Annotated in this window: 19 protein-coding genes; 12 read left to right on the forward strand and 7 right to left on the reverse strand. The window is 61.1% G+C overall.

The features are described 5' to 3' along the window. Positions 1-42: 42 nt before the first annotated feature. Both eat and exaC read right to left on the reverse strand, forming a co-directional pair. Positions 43-1476 carry an ethanolamine permease gene (eat, locus tag CFE47_RS07855; protein WP_185708627.1) on the reverse strand — a complete coding sequence of 478 codons (1434 nt, stop codon included), beginning with the start codon at positions 1474-1476 and terminating at the stop codon, positions 43-45. Positions 1477-1576: 100 nt separating this feature from the next. Further along, complete coding sequence (gene exaC, locus CFE47_RS07860) at positions 1577-3097, reverse strand: acetaldehyde dehydrogenase ExaC (RefSeq protein WP_286836185.1); 1521 nt, start codon at positions 3095-3097, stop codon at positions 1577-1579. A gap of 272 nt (positions 3098-3369) precedes the next feature. Between exaC and CFE47_RS07865 the strand changes: the two genes are divergently transcribed. Genes CFE47_RS07865 through CFE47_RS07880 form a run of 4 tightly spaced genes read left to right on the forward strand, consistent with a single transcriptional unit; the run spans position 3370 to position 7587 of the window. Then, positions 3370-5277, forward strand: a complete 1908-nt coding sequence (locus tag CFE47_RS07865) for a sigma-54-dependent Fis family transcriptional regulator (RefSeq protein WP_286836186.1) — start codon at positions 3370-3372, stop codon at positions 5275-5277. A 57-nt stretch (positions 5278-5334) separates the two neighbouring features. Then, on the forward strand, positions 5335-6684 hold the full coding sequence (mpl, locus tag CFE47_RS07870; protein ID WP_286836187.1) for a UDP-N-acetylmuramate:L-alanyl-gamma-D-glutamyl-meso-diaminopimelate ligase: 1350 nt from the start codon (positions 5335-5337) through the stop codon (positions 6682-6684). Further along, complete coding sequence (gene ubiX / locus CFE47_RS07875) at positions 6681-7310, forward strand: flavin prenyltransferase UbiX (protein WP_185708623.1); 630 nt, start codon at positions 6681-6683, stop codon at positions 7308-7310. Before mpl ends, ubiX begins: the two co-directional genes overlap by 4 nt. Next, entirely contained in the window at positions 7303-7587 is a 285-nt protein-coding gene (locus CFE47_RS07880) for a YceK/YidQ family lipoprotein (RefSeq protein WP_286836188.1), read from the forward strand. The genes ubiX and CFE47_RS07880 overlap by 8 nt, the downstream gene beginning before the upstream one ends. Before the next feature lie 123 nt (positions 7588-7710). On the opposite strand, the gene CFE47_RS07885 is transcribed toward CFE47_RS07880, so the two are convergent. The 3 genes from CFE47_RS07885 to CFE47_RS07895 form a co-directional block, all read right to left on the reverse strand. Continuing rightward, positions 7711-8352: an oxidoreductase gene (locus tag CFE47_RS07885; RefSeq protein WP_176998542.1), complete on the reverse strand. Its 642-nt coding sequence runs from the start codon at positions 8350-8352 to the stop codon at positions 7711-7713. A gap of 29 nt (positions 8353-8381) precedes the next feature. Beyond that, on the reverse strand, positions 8382-10100 hold the full coding sequence (locus CFE47_RS07890) for a C13 family peptidase (RefSeq protein ID WP_286836189.1): 1719 nt from the start codon (positions 10098-10100) through the stop codon (positions 8382-8384). Between the two features lie 104 nt (positions 10101-10204). After that, the gene (locus tag CFE47_RS07895) at positions 10205-10660 is read right to left on the reverse strand and encodes a MaoC family dehydratase (protein ID WP_286836190.1); all 456 of its coding nucleotides are present in this window, start codon (positions 10658-10660) and stop codon (positions 10205-10207) included. Positions 10661-10846: 186 nt separating this feature from the next. Between CFE47_RS07895 and CFE47_RS07900 the strand changes: the two genes are divergently transcribed. From CFE47_RS07900 to CFE47_RS07910, 3 genes are read left to right on the forward strand one after another with little or no spacing between them, the layout of a single operon-like run. Then, the gene (locus CFE47_RS07900; RefSeq protein WP_286836191.1) at positions 10847-11200 is read left to right on the forward strand and encodes a CidA/LrgA family protein; all 354 of its coding nucleotides are present in this window, start codon (positions 10847-10849) and stop codon (positions 11198-11200) included. Beyond that, positions 11197-11913 carry an LrgB family protein gene (locus tag CFE47_RS07905; RefSeq protein ID WP_286836192.1) on the forward strand — a complete coding sequence of 239 codons (717 nt, stop codon included), beginning with the start codon at positions 11197-11199 and terminating at the stop codon, positions 11911-11913. The genes CFE47_RS07900 and CFE47_RS07905 overlap by 4 nt, the downstream gene beginning before the upstream one ends. A 21-nt stretch (positions 11914-11934) precedes the next feature. Then, positions 11935-12525, forward strand: a complete 591-nt coding sequence (locus CFE47_RS07910; protein ID WP_286836193.1) for an LON peptidase substrate-binding domain-containing protein — start codon at positions 11935-11937, stop codon at positions 12523-12525. On the opposite strand, the gene CFE47_RS07915 is transcribed toward CFE47_RS07910, so the two are convergent. Next, positions 12522-13838 (reverse strand): bifunctional DedA family/phosphatase PAP2 family protein, encoded by a 1317-nt coding sequence (locus CFE47_RS07915; protein ID WP_286836194.1) that lies wholly within the window; start codon positions 13836-13838, stop codon positions 12522-12524. The genes CFE47_RS07910 and CFE47_RS07915 overlap by 4 nt on opposite strands. Before the next feature lie 52 nt (positions 13839-13890). Then, entirely contained in the window at positions 13891-14574 is a 684-nt protein-coding gene (locus CFE47_RS07920) for a DNA-3-methyladenine glycosylase (protein WP_286836195.1), read from the reverse strand. Between the two features lie 175 nt (positions 14575-14749). On the opposite strand from CFE47_RS07920, the gene CFE47_RS07925 reads away from it, so the two are divergent. The 5 genes from CFE47_RS07925 (at position 14750) to mrdA (ending at position 19614) form a co-directional block, all read left to right on the forward strand. Continuing rightward, positions 14750-16015, forward strand: coding sequence for a glutamate-5-semialdehyde dehydrogenase (locus tag CFE47_RS07925; RefSeq protein ID WP_185708614.1), 1266 nt, complete (start codon positions 14750-14752; stop codon positions 16013-16015). Continuing rightward, positions 16015-16659: a nicotinate-nucleotide adenylyltransferase gene (nadD, locus tag CFE47_RS07930; RefSeq protein WP_286836196.1), complete on the forward strand. Its 645-nt coding sequence runs from the start codon at positions 16015-16017 to the stop codon at positions 16657-16659. The genes CFE47_RS07925 and nadD overlap by 1 nt, the downstream gene beginning before the upstream one ends. A 69-nt stretch (positions 16660-16728) precedes the next feature. After that, complete coding sequence (gene rsfS / locus CFE47_RS07935; RefSeq protein WP_003237041.1) at positions 16729-17223, forward strand: ribosome silencing factor; 495 nt, start codon at positions 16729-16731, stop codon at positions 17221-17223. A 9-nt stretch (positions 17224-17232) separates the two neighbouring features. Next, positions 17233-17700 (forward strand): 23S rRNA (pseudouridine(1915)-N(3))-methyltransferase RlmH, encoded by a 468-nt coding sequence (rlmH, locus tag CFE47_RS07940; protein WP_003176297.1) that lies wholly within the window; start codon positions 17233-17235, stop codon positions 17698-17700. A gap of 15 nt (positions 17701-17715) precedes the next feature. Continuing rightward, positions 17716-19614 (forward strand): penicillin-binding protein 2, encoded by a 1899-nt coding sequence (gene mrdA, locus CFE47_RS07945; RefSeq protein ID WP_286836197.1) that lies wholly within the window; start codon positions 17716-17718, stop codon positions 19612-19614. Positions 19615-19620 lie beyond the last annotated feature (6 nt).

The raw sequence follows: 19620 nt of genomic DNA on the forward strand, positions 1-19620 counted from the left end.
TTGACGACGCAAGCAACGGCCTGCGTCGAGGTTTTCGGCATTTCAGTGCAAGGCGGCCTCTGCGGCCTGGATCGCCGCGAATTCCTCTTCAGGCGTGCCTGCTACCAAGTGATGCCGGCTGTAGAAAGCAAAGTAAGCAATTAATACTCCATAGATGATCGCCGCGCCAATCACCACGCGCGGGTCCACCAAAAAGCCCGCCACCACGGCCACGCAGGCCAGTACCAAGGCAATCCCGGAGGTGAAGATGCCGCCCGGCGTACGGTACGGACGGTCCATTTTGGGGCGTCGGATGCGCAAGGTGATGTGCGCGGCCATCATCAGCACGTAGGAAATCGTCGCGCCAAACACCGCCACCAGAATCAGCAAGTCGCCCTGACCGGTCAGCGACAGGCCAAAACCGATGATGCCGGGGATCACCAACGCCAGCACGGGAGCCTTGCTTTTGTTGGTCTGGGACAATTTACGCGGCAGGTAGCCCGCGCGGGACAGTGCAAAGATCTGCCGTGAATAGGCATAGATGATCGAGAAAAAGCTCGCGATCAGCCCGGCCAGGCCTACCAGGTTGACGAAACTGCCCATCCACGTTGAGCCGCCGTAGGACAACGCCAGCGCTTCCACCAACGGGTTGCCGGACTTGATCAGTGCGTAAGTGCCGGCGCCGCCCGGTGCAATCACCAGAATCAGCAGGGCAAAACTGGTCAGCACCACAATGGCGCCGATCAGGCCACGAGGCAGGTCGCGTTTTGGGTTCTTGGTTTCTTCGGCGGCCAGGGGCACGCCCTCTACCGCCAGGAAAAACCAGATGGCGTAGGGAATTGCCGCCCATACGCCGACGTAGCCGAACGGCAGAAAGGTGCTGGCGCCCTTGGCCTCAGTCACCGGAATGTCCAGCAAGTTGGCGACATTGAAGTGCGGCACCATCGCCACCAGGAACACGCCCAGGGCAATGGCGGCGACGGCGGTGATCACAAACATCAGCTTCAGCGCTTCACCGACGCCAAAGATATGGATGCCGATAAAGATGATGTAGAACGCCAGGTAAATCATCCAGCCGCCGATGCCGAATAGGGACTCGCAGTAGGCGCCGATAAACACCGCGATGGCAGCGGGGGCGATGGCGTATTCGATCAGGATCGCGGTGCCCGTGAGGAATCCGCCCCAAGGCCCAAAGGCGCTGCGGGCAAAGCCGTAACCGCCGCCTGCAGTGGGGATCATGGAAGACAGTTCGGCCAACGAAAAACACATGCACAAGTACATGGTGGCCATCAGCAAAGTGGCAAGGAACATACCGCCCCAGCCGCCTTGGGCCAGGCCGAAGTTCCAGCCGGCGTAGTCGCCAGAGATTACATAGGCGACGCCAAGGCCCACTAACAGCACCCAGCCGGCGGCGCCTTTTTTAAGTTCGCGTTGTTGGAAGTATTGGGAGTCGACTTTTTCGAAGTCGACGGAAGATCCAGTCGGTTCGCTAGGCATGGGGAAGTACCGTCCGTTGTTATTGTTTTAAGTCGGCATCTTTGTGCCGAATGAAATTCGCAAGTACTTATGGACATCTAAGTGTGGGAGCGGGTGTTAGTTAGAAAAAGCCCAGCGGATTAATGTCGTAGCTCACCAACAAGTTTTTAGTCTGCTGGTAATGATCCAACATCATCTTGTGCGTCTCACGACCCACACCGGACTTCTTGTAACCACCGAACGCGGCATGCGCTGGGTACAGGTGGTAGCAGTTGGTCCACACGCGGCCCGCCTTGATCGCCCGGCCCATGCGATAGGCACGGTTGATATCACGGGTCCATACGCCGGCACCCAGGCCGAACTCGGTGTCGTTGGCAATCGCCAGGGCTTCAGCTTCGTCCTTGAAGGTGGTGATGCTCACTACCGGGCCGAAGATTTCTTCTTGGAACACGCGCATTTCGTTGGTGCCCTTGAGCAGGGTCGGCTGGATGTAATAACCGCCAGCCATATCGCCTTCGAGCTTTTCGACCTTGCCGCCGGTGAGCAGTTGCGCGCCTTCGCCTTTGGCGATTTCCAGGTAGGACAGGATCTTATCGAACTGTTGCTCGGACGCCTGGGCGCCGACCATGGTGTCGGTGTCCAGCGGGTCGCCGCGTTTGATCGACTCGATCTTCTTCATCACCACTTTCATGAAGTCGTCGTAGATCGACTCTTCCACCAGGGCACGGGAAGGGCAGGTGCACACTTCGCCCTGGTTGAAGAACGCCAGCACCAGGCCTTCGGCAGCTTTCTCGATAAAGGTCGGTTCGGCCTTCATGATGTCGGCGAAGAAGATGTTCGGCGACTTGCCGCCCAACTCCACGGTGGACGGAATAATGTTCTCCGCCGCCGCGTGCATGATGTGCGAGCCCACTGGCGTCGAGCCGGTAAAGGCGATCTTGGCGATACGCTTGCTGGTGGCCAGCGCTTCGCCGGCTTCTTTGCCGAAACCTTGCACCACGTTCAGCACGCCCGGTGGCAACAGGTCGCCGATGACTTCCAGCAGCACGGTGATGCCCAGCGGCGTTTGTTCGGCGGGCTTCAGCACCACGCAGTTACCGGCGGCCAGGGCCGGTGCGAGTTTCCACGCAGCCATCAGAATCGGGAAGTTCCACGGAATGATCTGGCCGACCACACCCAGGGGTTCGTGGAAGTGATAGGACGCGGTGTGTTCGTTGATTTCGGCGCTGGTGCCTTCCTGGGCACGGATGCAGCCGGCGAAGTAGCGGAAGTGGTCGGCGGCCAGTGGGATGTCGGCGTTCAGGGTTTCACGCACGGCCTTGCCGTTGTCCCAGGTCTCGGTGATGGCCAGCAGTTCGAGGTTCTGTTCGATACGGTCGGCGATTTTCAGCAGGACCAGCGAGCGGTCCTGCGCCGAGGTCTTGCCCCAGGCGTCTGCGGCGGCGTGGGCGGCGTCCAGCGCCTTGTCGATGTCTTTGGCAGTGGAGCGCGGGAATTCGGCGATAGCCTTGCCGTTGACCGGCGAGGTGTTGGTGAAATAGTTGCCATCGACCGGCGCAACGAATTCGCCACCGATGTAGTTGCCGTATTTGGCCTTGAACGAAACGATGGCGCCTTCAGTACCGGGGTGTGCGTAACGCATGGTGGGTATCTCCTGGCTCTTATGTTTATTGGGAGTGCAGCGCGGCAAGCGCATATAAAGCGTAGAGCAAAGGTTGGGCCACTGCTTTGGGGCCCAGTGAAATCAAGGGGTTGGGCTTTGTTGCAAAGCGTTGCTGTGGCAGGTCTGACACAGGCGGTGTGACAGTTTGTGCCATAAACGAGACAGCCTGTGACCGGTGGGTCTGGCCGGGATTGCATCTGTCGGATGCCTGGGGGATGCTGGGGGTTCTCACGCAGGGAGAATAATAAGAAATGCACAACGATCATTTCAGTCGCCATGCCCAGCAGGTCCTCACTGTGGCTCATGGCCGCGACCCATCGAGTGACCCATCTATCGCCCGCTCCTGGCTGCGTTGCCTGGAGGACTACCACCTAGATCCTGCGCAAACCATTGCCCCCACCGTGCTCGAGCATGGTCGTCTGTTAGAAAGCCGCGAGCGCCTGCAACAAGTGCTGCACATCGCCGGCAGCGAAATGAACAGCCTGCACCAACAACTGTCCGGCGCAGGCCACGCGGTACTGCTCACCGATGCCCGTGGCGTGATCCTCAACTGTGTTACCGCGCCTTCCGAGCGCAAGATCTTCGAGCGCGCCGGGTTGTGGCTGGGCGCCGATTGGAGTGAGGCATGCGAGGGCACCAACGGCATCGGCACCTGCCTGGTGGAGCGCCAGTCCCTGACCATTCATCGCGATGAGCATTTTCGCGGGCGCCATACCGGGCTGACGTGTTCGGCGAGCCCGGTGTTCGACCCTCATGGCGACTTGCTGGCAGTGTTGGACGTGTCTTCGGCGCGCGAAGCGGTGTCGCGCCAGAGCCAGTTCCACACCATGGCGCTGGTGAACCTGTCGGCGAAGATGATAGAGAGTTGCTACTTCTTGCGTCACTTTGAAAACCACTGGCTGCTGCGTTTTCACCTGCAGGCAGAGTCGGTGGGCCTGTTCAGCGAAGGCCTGCTGGCGTTCGATGGCGAAGGGCGTATTTGTGCGGTGAACCAGAGCGCGCTGAACCTGTTGGGGCAAATGCGCGGCGGTTTGCTCGGGCAGCCGGTGGAGGCGTTTTTCGAATGCTCGCTGGACCAATTGCTCGGCCGCGCCAGCGCCAATGCCACTGCCAGTTGGCCGCTGCGCACCCGTGATGGCCGCCAGCTGTTCGCCGCCTTGCGGGGCCAGGCGCGTAGCGTTCCCGCCGCCATCGCCAAACCGGTTGCGGTGGAACGGCCGCGCCTGCCCGGCATCTGCTTGGGCGACCCGGCGCTGCAACAGGGGTTCAGCAAGGCGCTACGGGTATTCGAGCGCGATGTGCCGTTGCTGATCAACGGCGAAACCGGCTCCGGCAAAGAGGCGTTCGCCAAAGCCGTGCACCTGGCCAGCCAGCGCGCCGACAAGGCGTTCGTCGCGCTCAACTGCGCGGCCATCCCAGAGAGCTTGATTGAGAGTGAACTGTTCGGCTATCGCGGCGGCAGCTTCACCGGCGCCCGCAAGGAAGGCATGCAAGGCAAATTGCAGCAGGCCGACGGTGGCACCTTGTTCCTCGATGAAATCGGCGATATGCCCCTGGCCCTGCAAACCCGTCTATTAAGGGTGTTGGAGGATCGCTTGGTAGTGCCCATCGGCGGTGAGCCCCAGGCGGTCAACGTCAGAATTATCAGCGCTACCCACCGCAATTTGCTGGAACGCGTGCAGGACGGCAGCTTTCGCGAGGACCTGTACTACCGACTCAATGGCTTGGAAGTCGGGTTGCCGCCCTTGCGCGAGCGCAGTGATAAATCCCAATTGCTGGACTTTCTGCTGGCACAGGAGGCCAACGGCGAGACCGTCTCCCTTGATCCGGCGGCGCGTGGCGCACTGCTGGCATTTGCCTGGCCTGGGAATGTGCGCCAACTGCGCACGGTACTGCGCACGCTGGTGGCGTTGTGCGATGAAGGGCGTATAGCGTTGCACGATTTGCCCGCGCTGATCCGCCAGTCTCGGCCGGCAGCCAACAGTGACGCCAAACCGCCGGAGTCGCCGCTGGACGATGCCGAGCGTTTGGCTCTGCTTGCGGTGCTGGAGCAACAACGCTGGCATATGAGCCACACGGCGGAGCAGTTGGGCGTGAGCCGCAACACGCTGTATCGCAAGCTGCGCAGACACGGCATCGCACGTCACGCCTTCAGCTAAAGGGTGCGATTTTCGCCCCCCTGCGCTAACCTGCCTCGATGTTTTACGAGGTCGACTATGCACATTCATATTCTCGGTATTTGCGGCACGTTCATGGGCTCGATGGCGGTTTTGGCCAAAGAACTCGGTCACCATGTGACGGGCTCGGACGCCAACGTTTACCCGCCGATGAGCACGCAGCTCCAGGCTCAGGGCATTGAACTGACCCAGGGCTACGACCCGTCGCAGTTCGACCCGGTCCCGGACCTGGTGGTGATCGGCAATGCCATGGTGCGTGGTAACCCCGCGGTCGAATACGTACTCAACAAAGGTTTGCCTTATGTGTCTGGCCCGCAATGGCTGGCGGACCATGTGCTGCAAGGCCGCTGGGTGCTGGCGGTTGCTGGCACCCACGGCAAGACCACCACCAGCAGCATGCTGGCCTGGGTGCTGGAACATGCCGGCATGAGCCCGGGTTTCCTGATCGGCGGTGTGCCGCAGAACTTCTCGGTCTCAGCGCGTCTGGGCGATACGCCGTTCTTTGTGATCGAGGCGGATGAATACGACAGCGCCTTCTTCGACAAGCGTTCCAAGTTCGTTCACTACCGTCCGCGCACCGCGATCCTGAACAACCTTGAGTTCGATCACGCTGACATCTTCCCCGACTTGCCTGCCATTGAACGCCAGTTCCACCATTTGGTGCGCACCATTCCGAGCGAAGGCCTGGTCATTCACCCGACCACTGAGCCCGCCTTGCAACGCGTGATCGAGATGGGCTGCTGGACCCCGGTGCAAACCACCGGCACGGGTGGGCAGTGGCAGATCAAGTTGCTCAGCGAAGACGGTTCCAAATTTGAAGTGCTGTTTGAGGGCGAAGCCCAAGGCATCGTCGATTGGGACATGACCGGCCAGCACAACGTTGCCAATGCCTTGGTCACTCTGGCCGCCGCACGGCATGTGGGCGTGGTGCCGTCGATGGGCATTGCCGCGTTGAGCGCGTTCAAGAGTGTGAAGCGGCGCATGGAAAAGGTCGCCGATGTGAACGGGATTACCATCTACGACGACTTTGCCCACCACCCAACCGCGATTGCTACTACGTTGGATGGGTTGCGCAAGCGCGTGGGCGATGCGCCGATCATTGCGATTGTCGAGCCGCGTTCCAACTCCATGAAGCTCGGTGCCCATCGCGATGGCCTGCCGGAAAGTGTCAACGATGCCGATCAGGTGGTCTGGTATGCGCCGGCCAACCTGGGCTGGGACCTGCCTGGGATTGCGGCGTTGTGCACCATTCCGTCCAAGGTCTGCGACTCTATCGACGGCATCATCGAACACGTCAAGCAACAGGCCAAGCCTGGCACCCACGTAGTCGTGATGAGCAACGGCGGCTTCGGCGGCCTGCACGGCAAACTGGCCGAGGCGCTGAAATGAGCGGCCCGGAGCGCGTCACCCTGGCGATGACCGGCGCATCGGGCGCGCCTTATGGCCTGCGCCTGCTGGATTGCCTGGTGCGCGAAGAGCGCGAAGTGCACTTCCTGATTTCCAAGGCCGCGCAGTTGGTGATGGCCACCGAGACCGACGTGGCGCTGCCGGCCAAGGTGCAGATGATGCAGGCGTTCCTCACCGAGTACACCGGTGCGGCGGCGGGGCAGATCAAGGTTTACGGCAAAGAGGATTGGATGTCACCGGTCGCCTCGGGCTCGGGCGCGCCGGCGGCGATGGTGGTGGTGCCGTGTTCTACCGGCACGTTGTCGGCGATTGCTACCGGCGCCTGCAATAACCTGATCGAGCGTGCGGCCGACGTGACCTTGAAGGAGCGCCGCCAACTGATCCTGGTGCCGCGCGAAGCGCCGTATTCGAGCATTCACCTGGAGCACATGCTCAAGTTGTCGAACATGGGCGTGACGATCCTGCCGGCTTCGCCGGGGTTCTATCACCAGCCGCAGACCATCGATGACCTGGTGGACTTTGTGGTGGCGCGCATTCTCAACCTGCTCAATATCCCCCAGGACATGCTGCCGCGCTGGGGCGAGCACCATTTGAGCAGTGATGAATAAAGTCCTGTTGATGCTGCTGGCGCTGCAACTGGCAGGTTGTGCCACTGCGCGTACGCTGGATGCGGCGCAGCCGGGCGCGCCGGTGGTGTACGCGGGTACGCGGCTGGATTTGTATGCGATAAATGGTGGCTGCTGCGCCAAGGACCGTTTTGGCGCCGAGGCCCCGAGTTATCCCCATGTGGACCTGCCGGCCAGTGCATTGCTCGACACGCTGCTGTTGCCGTTGTCGGTGTTGACGGTGCTTGGGGTCGGGTTTAACGCGACGGGTGGGCTGTAGCGACGGTGTTGTCTGGGCTGGCCTCATCGCAGGCAAGCCAGCTCCCACATTTGATCGGGTTCACACAGGTCAAATGTGGGAGCCGGGCTTGCCCGCGATGGGGCCCTCTCGATCACTGAAAATCTATTTGCCGAGCTTACGCAACTCGTCCGATTCCACCACCCGCACCCCATCTTGCTCTTCCAGCGCCAGGCGCCACATGGCTCGGGCCAGTTCGCACACTTCAATGCCACGGTACTTGCCGGGAATCAGTTTCGACAGTGGCCCGGCCAGTTGTTCGGCGAGGCGCGGTTCAAGCCGTTCGCCGAGCAGCAGGGAAGGTCGAACGATGGTCAGTTGCGGCCAGTCCTGAGCCTTGAGCGCCTGTTCCATTTCGCCTTTGACGCGGTTGTAGAAGATCGAGGATTTCGGGTCGGCGCCAATCGCGCTGATCACGATCAGGTGGCGTGCGCCCATTTCCCGCGCGCGCTTGGCGAAGGCCACGACCATGTCCAGGTCGACGGCACGGAACGCCGCTTCCGAGCCCGCTTGTTTGATGGTGGTCCCGAGGCAGCAGAAGGCAATATCCACTCGCCCACTCAGTTGCGGCAGGAACACTGCCGGGTCCCCCACCGGGTTTTCCAGGTGCGGGTGTTCGGCCAATGGCTTGCGGCTAGGCGCCAGTACGCGAGTCACCGTTGGTTCGTTGAGCAGGCGGTCGAGCAGGTGTTCGCCGGTCAGGCCGGAGGCGCCAGCGAGCAGGATGTGCTGCGGTGTCAGGTACATGGTGTTTCCCCCTTGTTACACGTTACAGCTTAGTTGCCTTTGGCTTCCTTGCTATTCATTGAGACGCTTTCGAGCGCCTTTCGTGCCTGCTGCTTGCGTAATAATTGCCAATGGGCGATCACACCCTTAGGGGCCCAGATTTGCGGCTCGGAGGCTTCGAAGTTGTCCGCCTGTTCGCGTTCGGCCACGTGCAGTTGCGCCAGTTTGAAGGCTTGCTGCAGGTCGTCGGTCTGGTTGAAGGCTTGGGCGAAGAGGGCGTCGCCGAAGTAGGTAAAGTCAGCTTCCTCGGAGCAACCGAAGGACACACGGTCAGCGCGGGAAGCGGTCATGATCAGGGTGTGTTCGTCCTTGAGCGCCGGGATAAAACCGCCAGAGTAGCAGGCGGAAATCACGATGATCTTGTCGCGGTTTTTCAGCGGCGCTAGCACGGCAGCCAGTTCGTCGGCGGGCAGGTCGGCCAGCTCCATGCGCGGCTGGTCCAGCACCAGTTCGTGTTCGTGGGTGCCGTGGCTGGTCATATAAATGAACACCAGGTCTTGCGGCCCGGTGCGCTCGGCGAGGGTTTGCACGGCGCGGCGCAGGCTTTCGCGAGTGGCCAGGGGGCGGTCGGCGATATGGTCGCGATGGTTGACCAGGCGAATCTGTCCACGTGCGCCGAAGCGGGTGGCGAGCATGTTGCTGACGTAATCGGCTTCGCGCAGGAACACGCTTTGTTTGCCGTCGCCGGCCAATACCAGGGTGTACAGCTCCACGCCGGAAGTGGAGGGCGGCACTGCGGCGAGGGCGGCATCCAGCAAGCGGCCCTGTGCCAGTATCCCGATTTCCAGTGGGTCTGGCAGCAGCTTGCCATCGGCGTCACGCACGCGCATGCCATTGACCCAGGTGCCGGCCTGCACGGTGCCGTCGGTGAGCACCAACGTGCCACGGCCCTGATAGCTGTCGCTGTCGAACCCGCCTATATAGAAGCTGCCGTCGGTAAGGTTCAGGCGGCCTTCGCCGGTAAAGCGCCAGTCGCTGAACTGGCCGACGTAATGGCTGCCGTCCACACCGATCAACTCGCCTTTGCCGCTAAGGGCACCTTCCTTGAACTGGCCGATCCACACGTCGCCGTCGGCGTTTTCATAACGGCCTTTGCCGTTGAGTTGGTTCTGTTTGAACTGGCCGACATAGATGTCGCCGTCGGCACTGTTAAACGTGCCGTTGCCTTCCAGTTGCCCATCGACGAAATGGCCGCTGAACTGGTTGCCACTGTCGTCGTTGCGTTGGCCCTCGCCATTCGGCTTGCCGTGGGCGAATTGGCCCTGGTATTGACTACCATCGGCCAGTTCCAGGCGACCGAGGCCGGAATACTGGTCGTCCTTGAACTCTCCGCGATAGGTCATCTGCCCCTCTTTGAGGGTGCCTTCGCCGTTGCGCCGACCGTTCTTGAAACCGCCCACATAGTGGCTGCCCGCCGTGGTCAGGCTGCCTTGGCCATCGAACAGGCCCTGCTGGAACTGGCCTTTATAGACTTCGCCGTTGCTGCCATGCCATTCGCCCTGGCCGTGCCATTGGCCTTTGTCGAACTGGCCGGCGTACCAGCTGCCGTTGGGGTAGTCCACGCGACCCTGGCCTTGCAGCAAGCCATTGACCACATCGCCCCGGTAACGGCCACCGTCGGGCAGGCGCGCATCGGGCGGCAACAGCGATTCGCCGTCTCCGCAAGCGGTGAGCAACAGGGCAAGGGCAAGGGGAGCGAGTGGGCGCATAGCGGGATCCGGATAATTGAGCGCCGAGTATGCCGCAGCTGCGAGATTCATACATAAATTTACATACACTGTGGTGAGGTTTTAGCCCTCACCACAGGGAAGGCTTACACGAAGCAGAGTGACAACGACTCGGCAATGTAGGCGGGTTTTTCCTGACCGTCGATTTCCAGGGTACACACGGCTTTGAGCAGCCACTGCCCGGGTTTCTTCTCGGTGGCCTCGGTCAGGCTGACGTTCAGGCGTACCCTGGAGTCGACCTTCACCGGCTGGATAAAACGCACGCTGTCCAGGCCGTAGTTGACGGCCATCTTCAAGCCCTCGGGCATGATCAGGATGTCTTCAATCAGCTTGGGAATCAGTGACAGCGACAGAAACCCATGGGCGATGGTGCCGCCAAACGGGGTTTGCGCGGCCTTCACCGGGTCGACGTGGATGAACTGATGATCGCCAGTGGCTTCCGCGAACAGGTTGATGCGCGCCTGGTCGATGGTGAGCCAATCGGAACGTCCCAGTTCCTTGCCGACATAATCTTTGAGCTGCGCTACAGGTACATAGGGCATTGCGTCTCTCCTTGGTTCATCGGTTTGTCCCCTCTCTTGAAGGAGCGGTATTTTTGTGGGCTACAGAGAACCAATGTAGATCATCATGGGCAACGGGCTCGGTCAACCCACCATGCTTTTGGCGAATGCCGGTGCATAGGGCGGGCATGCTTATAATGCCGACACGCTTAAAGGGGGAGAGAACGGATGCTGTTACGCGGTCTGACATGGCTGGTGCTGTTCCAATTGATCGGCACGGCGATCAACCATTTGCTGCTGCCGATATTGCCGGGGCCGATTATCGGGCTGCTGCTGATGCTCGGTTTCTTGATATGGAATGGCGAAGTCGGCGAGCCTCTGAGCCTGGCGGCTAGCAGCCTGTTGCGTTACTTGCCTTTGCTGCTGGTACCGCCTGCGGTGGGCGTAATGGTGTACGCCAAGGACATCGCTGCAGACTTCTGGGCCATCGTCGGCGCGCTGGTGTTGTCGTTGGTGATTGCCATGGGCTTTGTCGGCGTGCTGATGCAGCAGATGGTCAAGCGCCAGGAGAAGGGTCAATGATCTTCGACTGGCACGGCGCGTGGACGGCAGTCATTCATCACCCATTGTTCGGTATCGGCATCACCCTCGGCGCTTATCAATTGGTGCTGGCGGGGTTCGAGAAAACCCGCTGGATTTTCCTGCAGCCGGTGCTGGTCTCCATGCTGCTGGTGATCGGCATTTTGCTCACCTGCGGCCTCAGTTACGCTGAGTACCGCAAGAGCACTGAAATCATGAGCATCCTGCTGGGGCCTGCGACGGTTGCTCTGGCGGTGCCGCTTTATCTGAACCTGCGCCGAATTCGCCAATTGTTTTGGCCGATTTTTACTACGCTGGTGATAGGCGGTGTATTGGCTACCGGCCTGTGCGTGCTGCTGGGCTGGTGGTTCGGCGCCGAACACATGATGCTGATGACCATGGCGCCCAAGTCGGTGACCTCGCCGATTGCCATGTTGGTGGCCGAGCAGATTGGTGGTGTTGCCGCGTTGGCGGCCGTGTTTGTACTGATCACCGGGGTGATCGGCGCGATGATCGGCCCGGCGTACTTGTCGCGTCTGGGCGTGCACAGCCCCGAGGCGCGCGGCATGGCGCTGGGCATGACGGCCCACGCCGTCGGCACTTCGGTGGCGCTGCAGGAAAGTGAAGAGTGCGGCGCCTTTGCGGCGCTGGCCATGAGTTTGATGGGCGTGGCCACGGCGGTGTTCCTGCCGCTGGCTGTGTCGGTGATCGTTTAAACCGGGTTTAAGGAAACCTCTATGAGTCTGGCGCTGTTCCCGCTCAACACCGTGCTGTTCCCAGGCTGCACCCTCGACTTGCAACTGTTTGAGGCGCGCTACCTGGACATGGTCGCCCGTTGCATGAAGAAAGGTGAAAGCTTCGGTGTCGTGTGCATCTTCGAAGGCCAGGAGGCGGGCACTGCGCCGGAAGGCTACGCATTGATCGGCTGTGAAGCGTTGATCCGCGACTTCAAGCAACAGGACAACGGCCTGCTGGGGATCCGCGTCGAAGGCGGGCGCAGATTCCGCGTGCGCGATGCGGGTGTGCAGAAGGACCAATTGCTGGTGGCGCAAGTGCAATGGCTCGAAGAAATGCCGGATCAGCCGCTCGAAGAAGAGGACGCCGACCTGCTGGCGCTGCTCCAGGCGCTGGCCGAACACCCCATGGTTGCGTCGTTGGACATGAACGCCCACGCCGACGGGCAGCAAGCCCTGGGCAATCAGCTGGCGTATCTGTTGCCCTTCACTGAGGCCGACAAGGTCGACCTGCTGCAACTCGACGATCCCCAACAGCGCCTGGATGCGATCCAGATGTTGCTCGATGAGCTGCAGGGCGAGTTGTTCACTTAATAGGCATACCGCAACAGGGCATGGGCGCTGCCGGTCAGCGCGATGAAACTGAGTACTGCCACCACAACGGGCAGCAACAGCCACCAGGTTTTTCGTGGCAGCGGTGGCAGTGGGCTGCGATGTTGGAAGGCTGTCAGGCTGAATGCGCATACCGTCATTGCCAGTAGCGTGCCGGCCAGGATGTCAGTGGGCCAGTGCGCGCCGAGGTACACCCGCGACAATGCAATAAACGCGGCGGGAATGCAGCCCAGCAGCAGCCAGGTCATGCGCAGGCGCGTGGGCTGACCGCAACCAGCCAGCACCGCCAGCGCCAGGAAGAATGCAAAAGAGCCTGAGGCATGACCACTGGGCATGCTGAAACTGGTCAGCGGGTCCGTAAGAATTTCCGGGCGGCCACGGGCGAAAAACAGCTTGGTCCCGGTGTTGATCACCGCCGCACCTGCCAGCGTGGCGCCGACAAACAGCGCGTGGCGCCATTGCCGCGCCAGCAACAGCAGGCCCGTGAATACGGCACTGGCAACGAACATTTTCTTGAACTCGCCCAGTTGGGTAATCCGCACCATCACTTCGTCCAGCCAAGGGCTGCGGTGCTCTTGCACCAGGGCGCTCAAGCCCTGATCAAAGTCATTGAGGTGCGGGTAGCCAATAAACAGTGCGATCAATAGCGTCAGGCTGGCGCAGCCTACCCATAACGTCGCACGACGATGGCCACGCAGGCTGCTGTTCAAACTCAGCCCCAGCAGCACGGCAATTGAGGCCGCGACAATCCCCGCCTCCGGCCAGAAACCTTCCGGCAGCGGCAGGCGGAACGCAGCGCCGGTCGCCCAGCCCGGTAGCAGATAAGCCACCGACCAACCGGCGGCAGCCAGGATGCTCACGGCGGCGAAGCGCGGGAAGGGCATGTCGCACATCCCGGCCACCATGGGCAGCATGGGGCGCAAAGGGCCGATGAAGCGTCCTACCAAAAGGCTGGCGATGCCGTACTTATGGAAGTAGGTTTCTGCGCCGTTCATCCATTCCGGGTGATGGCGCAGGCCTGGCAGGCGCCGGATGTTCTGGTGGAAGTGTCGGCCAAGGTAGTAGGAAACGCCGTCACCCAGTAGGCCGCCGAGAAAACCCAGCAGCAGGGTTTCGCTCAAGGACAGCGCGCCGCTGCCGGCCAGCGCGGCAATGGCAAACAGCAACACCGTGCCGGGCACGATCAACCCGGCAATGGCCAGGCATTCCACGCAGGCGACGATAAACACCGCTACCGCGAGCCATTGTGGGTTCAGGGTCAGCCAGCCGGTAATGCTATCGAGCCATTGGCCCATACACTCAACTCCATCTATAAAACATCTCCCTCCTACAGGGCAGGGAGCTGTTTCAAATCAAAAAATAGTCCCGGCCTTCGACTTGGCCCCGACGCAGCGGGTTCCGTGTGCAGTAAGGCGCGTAGCCGGCATCTACAAAGCGATACATCAAATGCCCGTCACGCCCGCTCGGGATGCCCAGGCGGGTGGTCTGGATAATCTGTGTGGGTGTCTGGCCGACATCCTCGACATAGAGCAATTCCTGATCAAAGCGTTTGGCATCCCACATCGGCACTTTCAAACCCAAGGCTTTGCACAGCAACGTCTGGCCTGCACACAGCTTTTGCGACGGGCGAGGGTGGCCATTGGCATCCGGGTTGTTCAGCAGCATCTGCGCCAGGCTGGCCGGGCCGGACAAATCATCGACCCAGGGATAGGCCGATTTGATCAGCACGGCGTTGCCCGGCCCCTGAGCACTGAAGTTCAGTGAGTCACCGCCACGGGCGTAGTACATGTAGATGTGGCCGCCATCCAGAAACAAAGCCTTACGCTTTTCTGTGTAGCCGAGTGAGGCGTGGCTGCCTTTTTCGGCCACGTAATAGGCTTCGGTTTCAATAATTCGCGCCGAAAGCCAGATTTCGCCGACACGATGGCGTATGACTTTTCCGAGTAATTCTCGCGCAAGAATTTGCGCATCGCGGTCGAAGAAGCTGTCGGGCAGGGCACTTGCGGGAGGTTGTGGCGCTGAACTTGGCATGGCGGTCAGGGGTTGATACGGCTAAATGTGACGGAATAATAACAACTCCCACCTTAATTACCGCTGAACCCCATGTTTTTACAGTTCATTTCGACCATCCGCCCCTCACCGCTGTCAGTCGAGCGGCGTCACAGCTATAATCTGCCGCTTTCCTCCCTGCCAAGACTCCCTGACCATGACTGAGTCCGTTCTTGACTACATGACCCGCCTGGGTCGCGCTGCCCGTCAGGCCTCGCGTTTGATCGCCCGTGCGAGCACCGCGCAGAAGAACCGTGCCCTGCTGGCGGCCGCCGACGCTCTGGATGCTTCGCGCTCCGAGCTCACCGCCGCCAACGAACTGGACCTGGCCAACGGCCGCGCCAATGGCCTGGAGCCGGCCCTGCTGGACCGCCTGGCGCTGACCCCGGCACGTATCGACGACATGATCGAAGGCCTGCGTCAGGTAGCCAAGCTGCCTGACCCCATCGGTGAAATCCGCGATATGCGCTACCTGCCGTCGGGCATCCAAGTCGGCAAGATGCGCGTGCCCCTGGGCGTGATCGGCATCATCTATGAGTCGCGCCCGAACGTGACCATCGACGCCGCGAGCCTGTGCCTCAAGTCCGGCAACGCCACCATCCTGCGTGGCGGTTCCGAGGCAATCAATTCCAACCGTGCCATTGCAGCCTGCATCCAGCAGGGCCTGGCCGTGGCCGAGTTGCCTGCCGAAGTGGTGCAAGTGGTGGAAACCACTGACCGCGCCGCCGTTGGCGCGCTGATCACCATGCCGGAGTTCGTCGACGTGATCGTGCCGCGCGGTGGCAAGAGCTTGATTGAACGCGTGAGCCGTGATGCCAAGGTGCCGGTGATCAAGCACCTGGACGGCGTTTGCCACGTGTACATCGACATCGCCGCCGACATCGACAAGGCGATCCGCATCGCCGACAACGCCAAGACCCACCGCTATGCCCCGTGCAACACCATGGAAACCCTGCTGGTGCACGCAGGCATTGCCGAGCGCGTGTTGCCGCCGCTGGCTGCCATCTACCGTGACAAAGGTGTGGAATTGCGTGGTTGCGAGCGTACCCGTGCGTTGCTGGGCGCGGACGTGATCGAAGCGACCGAGCTGGATTGGTACACCGAATACACGGCGCCGATCCTGTCGATCAAGATTGTCGACGACCTGGACGAGGCCATCGAGCACATCAACACCTACGGCTCCAAGCACACCGACGCCATTGTCTCCGAGCATTTCAGCGATGCACGGCGTTTCCTCAACGAAGTGGATTCCGCTTCGGTGATGATCAACGCCTCGACGCGCTTTGCCGATGGCTTCGAGTACGGCCTGGGGGCGGAGATCGGTATCTCCACCGACAAGCTGCACGCACGCGGCCCGGTTGGCCTGGAAGGCCTGACCAGCGAGAAGTACGTAGTGTTCGGCGACGGTCATGTGCGCACTTGATGGCTAAACGCATCGGGCTGCTCGGCGGTACCTTCGACCCCGTGCACATTGGCCATTTGCGCAGTGCCCTGGAAGTCGCGGATGCCCTCGCGCTGGATGAACTGCGCGTGATGCCCAACGCGCGGCCGCCTCATCGCGATACACCGCAGGTATCGGCGCAACAACGCCTGGAAATGGTGCGCTTGGCGGTGGAAGGCATAGCGCCGCTGGTGGTGGACGACCACGAACTCAAGCGTGATAAACCGTCCTACACTGTCGATACCCTGGAAGTGATGCGCGCTGAAATGGCCGCAGACGACCAGTTGTTTCTGCTTTTGGGCTGGGACGCATTTTGCGGCCTGCCCTCTTGGCATCGCTGGGAGGAACTCCTCCAGCATTGCCACATCCTGGTTTTGCAACGCCCGGATGCCGACAGCGAACCGCCGGATGCCTTGCGCAACCTGCTGGCCGCGCGGTCGGTAAGTGACCCCTTGGCCCTGACCGGACCGAGCGGGAATATTGCATTCGTCTGGCAGACCCCGCTTGCGGTGTCCGCCACCCAGATCCGTCAACTGCTGGCCAGCGGTAAGTCGGTACGTTTCCTGGTGCCTGACGCGGTCCTGGCCTACATCGATGCGCACGGACTTTACCGTGCGTCGAACTGAAAAGGCGCGCTTGAACGCACGAACAGTCGTGCAGCGAGCGCCCGAACATACGAGCAAAACGAGTTTTATATGACGAACAAAGACGTAAGCAAAGTTAAGCGCAAAGGCACCTTCAAAAGCGCCCCGCTGCCGGTAGAAGCACACGTTGGCCCTGAGCTGGCTGGCGAAGAGCTGGTAAAAGTCGCCGTGGCTGCCCTGGAAGACGTTAAAGCCCAGGACATCCAGGTGCTGGACGTGCGCGACAAGCAGAGCATCACCGACTACATGATCATCGCCACCGGTACTTCGAACCGCCAGATCGGCGCGATGCTGGACAAGGTCCGTGAAGCCGTCAAAGCCCAAGGCGTGAAGCCGCTGGGTGAAGAAGGCAAGGGCGACAGCGACTGGGTGCTGCTGGACATGGACGACGTGATCGTTCACATGATGACCTCCAACGCTCGCCAGTTCTACGACCTGGAGCGTCTGTGGAAAGGCGCCGAGCAGAGCCGTGCCGCTGACGGCAAGCACCACAGCCCGGAAGTGGGCCACGCGCACTTCGACAAGCTCAATAAAGACCAGGAATAAGGAACGGCTGTGCGCCTGCGTCTTATTGCTGTCGGTTCACGCATGCCTAAGTGGGTGGAAGAAGGCTGGCACGAGTATGCCAAGCGTCTGCCCGCTGAGTTGTCGCTGGAACTGGTAGAGATACCGCTCAACACCCGGGGCAAGAATGCCGATGTGGCGCGCTTTATCCGTCAGGAAGGCGAAGCCATGTTGGCCAAGGTCGGCCCCAACGAGCGCATCGTCACCCTTGAAGTGCACGGCAAACCCTGGAGCACCGAGCAATTGGCGGTGGAACTGGATCGCTGGCGCCTGGATTCGCGTACGGTCAACTTCATGGTTGGCGGCCCTGAAGGGCTGGCGCCGGAAGTCTGCGCGCGAGCCGATCAGCGCTGGTCGCTGTCGGCGCTGACGTTGCCGCACCCGTTGGTAAGGATCCTGATCGGTGAACAGCTGTATCGCGCCTGGACAGTTCTGTCCGGGCACCCTTACCACAAATAATCTGCGCCCCTCCCGATGACCCAGCCGATCCGCATCAAGGACCACGAGAAAGACGCACGTCTGGTACGCGCTCGTGTCGTGTTTGGTGCCGTTCTGGTGGTGGTCCTGCTCGGAGTGCTGATTGCCCGCCTGTATTTCCTGCAGGTGATCCAGTACGACTATCACTCCACATTGTCGGAAAACAACCGGGTGCACGTGCAGCCGATTCCACCGACCCGTGGGCTGATTTTCGACCGCAATGGCGTGGTGGTCGCGGACAACCGGCCCAGCTTCAGCCTGAGCATGACCCGCGAACGCTCTGGTGACTGGCAGCAGATCCTCGATGTGATCGTCGAGGTGCTGCAACTGACACCGGAAGATCGAGTGGTCTTCGAGAAACGCATGAAACAGGGGCGTCGGCCATTTGAGCCGGTGCCGATCCTGTTTGAGTTGACCGAAGAGCAGATCGCACGGATCGCAGTGAACCAGTTCCGGTTGCCGGGTGTGGAAGTGGTGGCGCAGCTGGTGCGGCACTACCCGCAAGGCCCGCACTTTGCCCACTCTGTCGGCTACATGGGGCGGATCAACGAGAAAGAGCTGAAAAGCCTCGACCCGGTGAACTACAGTGGCACGCACCACATCGGCAAGACCGGCGTGGAGCGTTTCTACGAGCCCGAACTGCATGGCCAGGTGGGTTACGAGGAGGTCGAGACCAACGCGCGCGGTCGTGTGTTGCGGGTGCTCAAGCGGACTGATCCGGTGCCGGGCAAGGACATCGTGCTGAGCCTGGACATCAAGTTGCAGGAAGCAGCCGAAATGGCCCTGGGTGGTCGGCGGGGCGCAGTGGTTGCGCTGGACCCGAACACCGGTGAAGTACTGGCCATGGTCAGCCAGCCAAGCTTCGACCCCAACCTGTTCGTCACCGGTATCAGCTTCAAGGCTTACGCCGAATTGCGCGATTCGATCGATCGGCCGCTGTTCAACCGCGTATTGCGCGGGCTGTATCCACCGGGCTCGACCATCAAGCCAGCGGTGGCAATTGCCGGCCTGGACGCGGGCGTGGTCACGGCCTCCAGCCGAGTGTTCGACCCGGGCTACTACATGCTGCCCAACTACGATCACAAATACCGTAACTGGAACCGCACCGGTGACGGCTATGTCGACTTGGACACCGCGATCATGCGCTCCAACGACACCTATTTTTACGACCTGGCGCACAAGCTGGGCATCGACCGGCTGTCTGCCTATATGGGCAAGTTCGGCCTTGGCCAGAAAGTCTCCCTGGACATGTTCGAGGAGTCTCCTGGCCTGATGCCATCGCGGGAATGGAAGCGTGCAACTCGCCGCCAGGCCTGGTTCCCGGGCGAAACCCTGATCCTCGGGATCGGCCAGGGCTATATGCAGGCCACTCCGTTGCAACTGGCCCAGGCCACCGCGTTGGTGGCCAATAAAGGCATCTGGAACCGTCCGCACCTGGCCAAGACCATCGAGGGCGAGAAGCCTTTGGATGAAAACCCGATCCCCGACATCGTGCTGCGCGACCCGTCCGACTGGACCAAGGTCAACCACGGCATGCAGCAAGTGATGCACGGTGCCCGGGGCACCGCACGCAAAGCGGCCATCGGCGCGCAATACCGGATTGCCGGCAAGAGCGGTACCGCCCAGGTCGTCGCGATCAAGCAGGGCGAAAAATACGACCGCACCAAGGTCCAGGAGCGCCACCGCGACCACGCCTTGTTTGTCGGCTTCGCGCCGGCGGATGACCCGAAAATCGTGGTGGCGGTAATGGTCGAGAACGGTGAGTCCGGTTCCGGCGTTGCTGCCCCTGTGGTGCGCCAGGTGATGGACGCCTGGTTGTTGGCCGACGACGGCAGGCTCAAGCCCGAATATGGCGGCCCCCCTTCAAGCACCGAGGTTACGGCCAGTGAAGAGTAATTTTGA

Source organism: Pseudomonas sp. PGPPP1, from assembly GCF_002255865.1.
Taxonomy (GTDB): Bacteria; Pseudomonadota; Gammaproteobacteria; order Pseudomonadales; family Pseudomonadaceae; genus Aquipseudomonas; species Aquipseudomonas cremoris.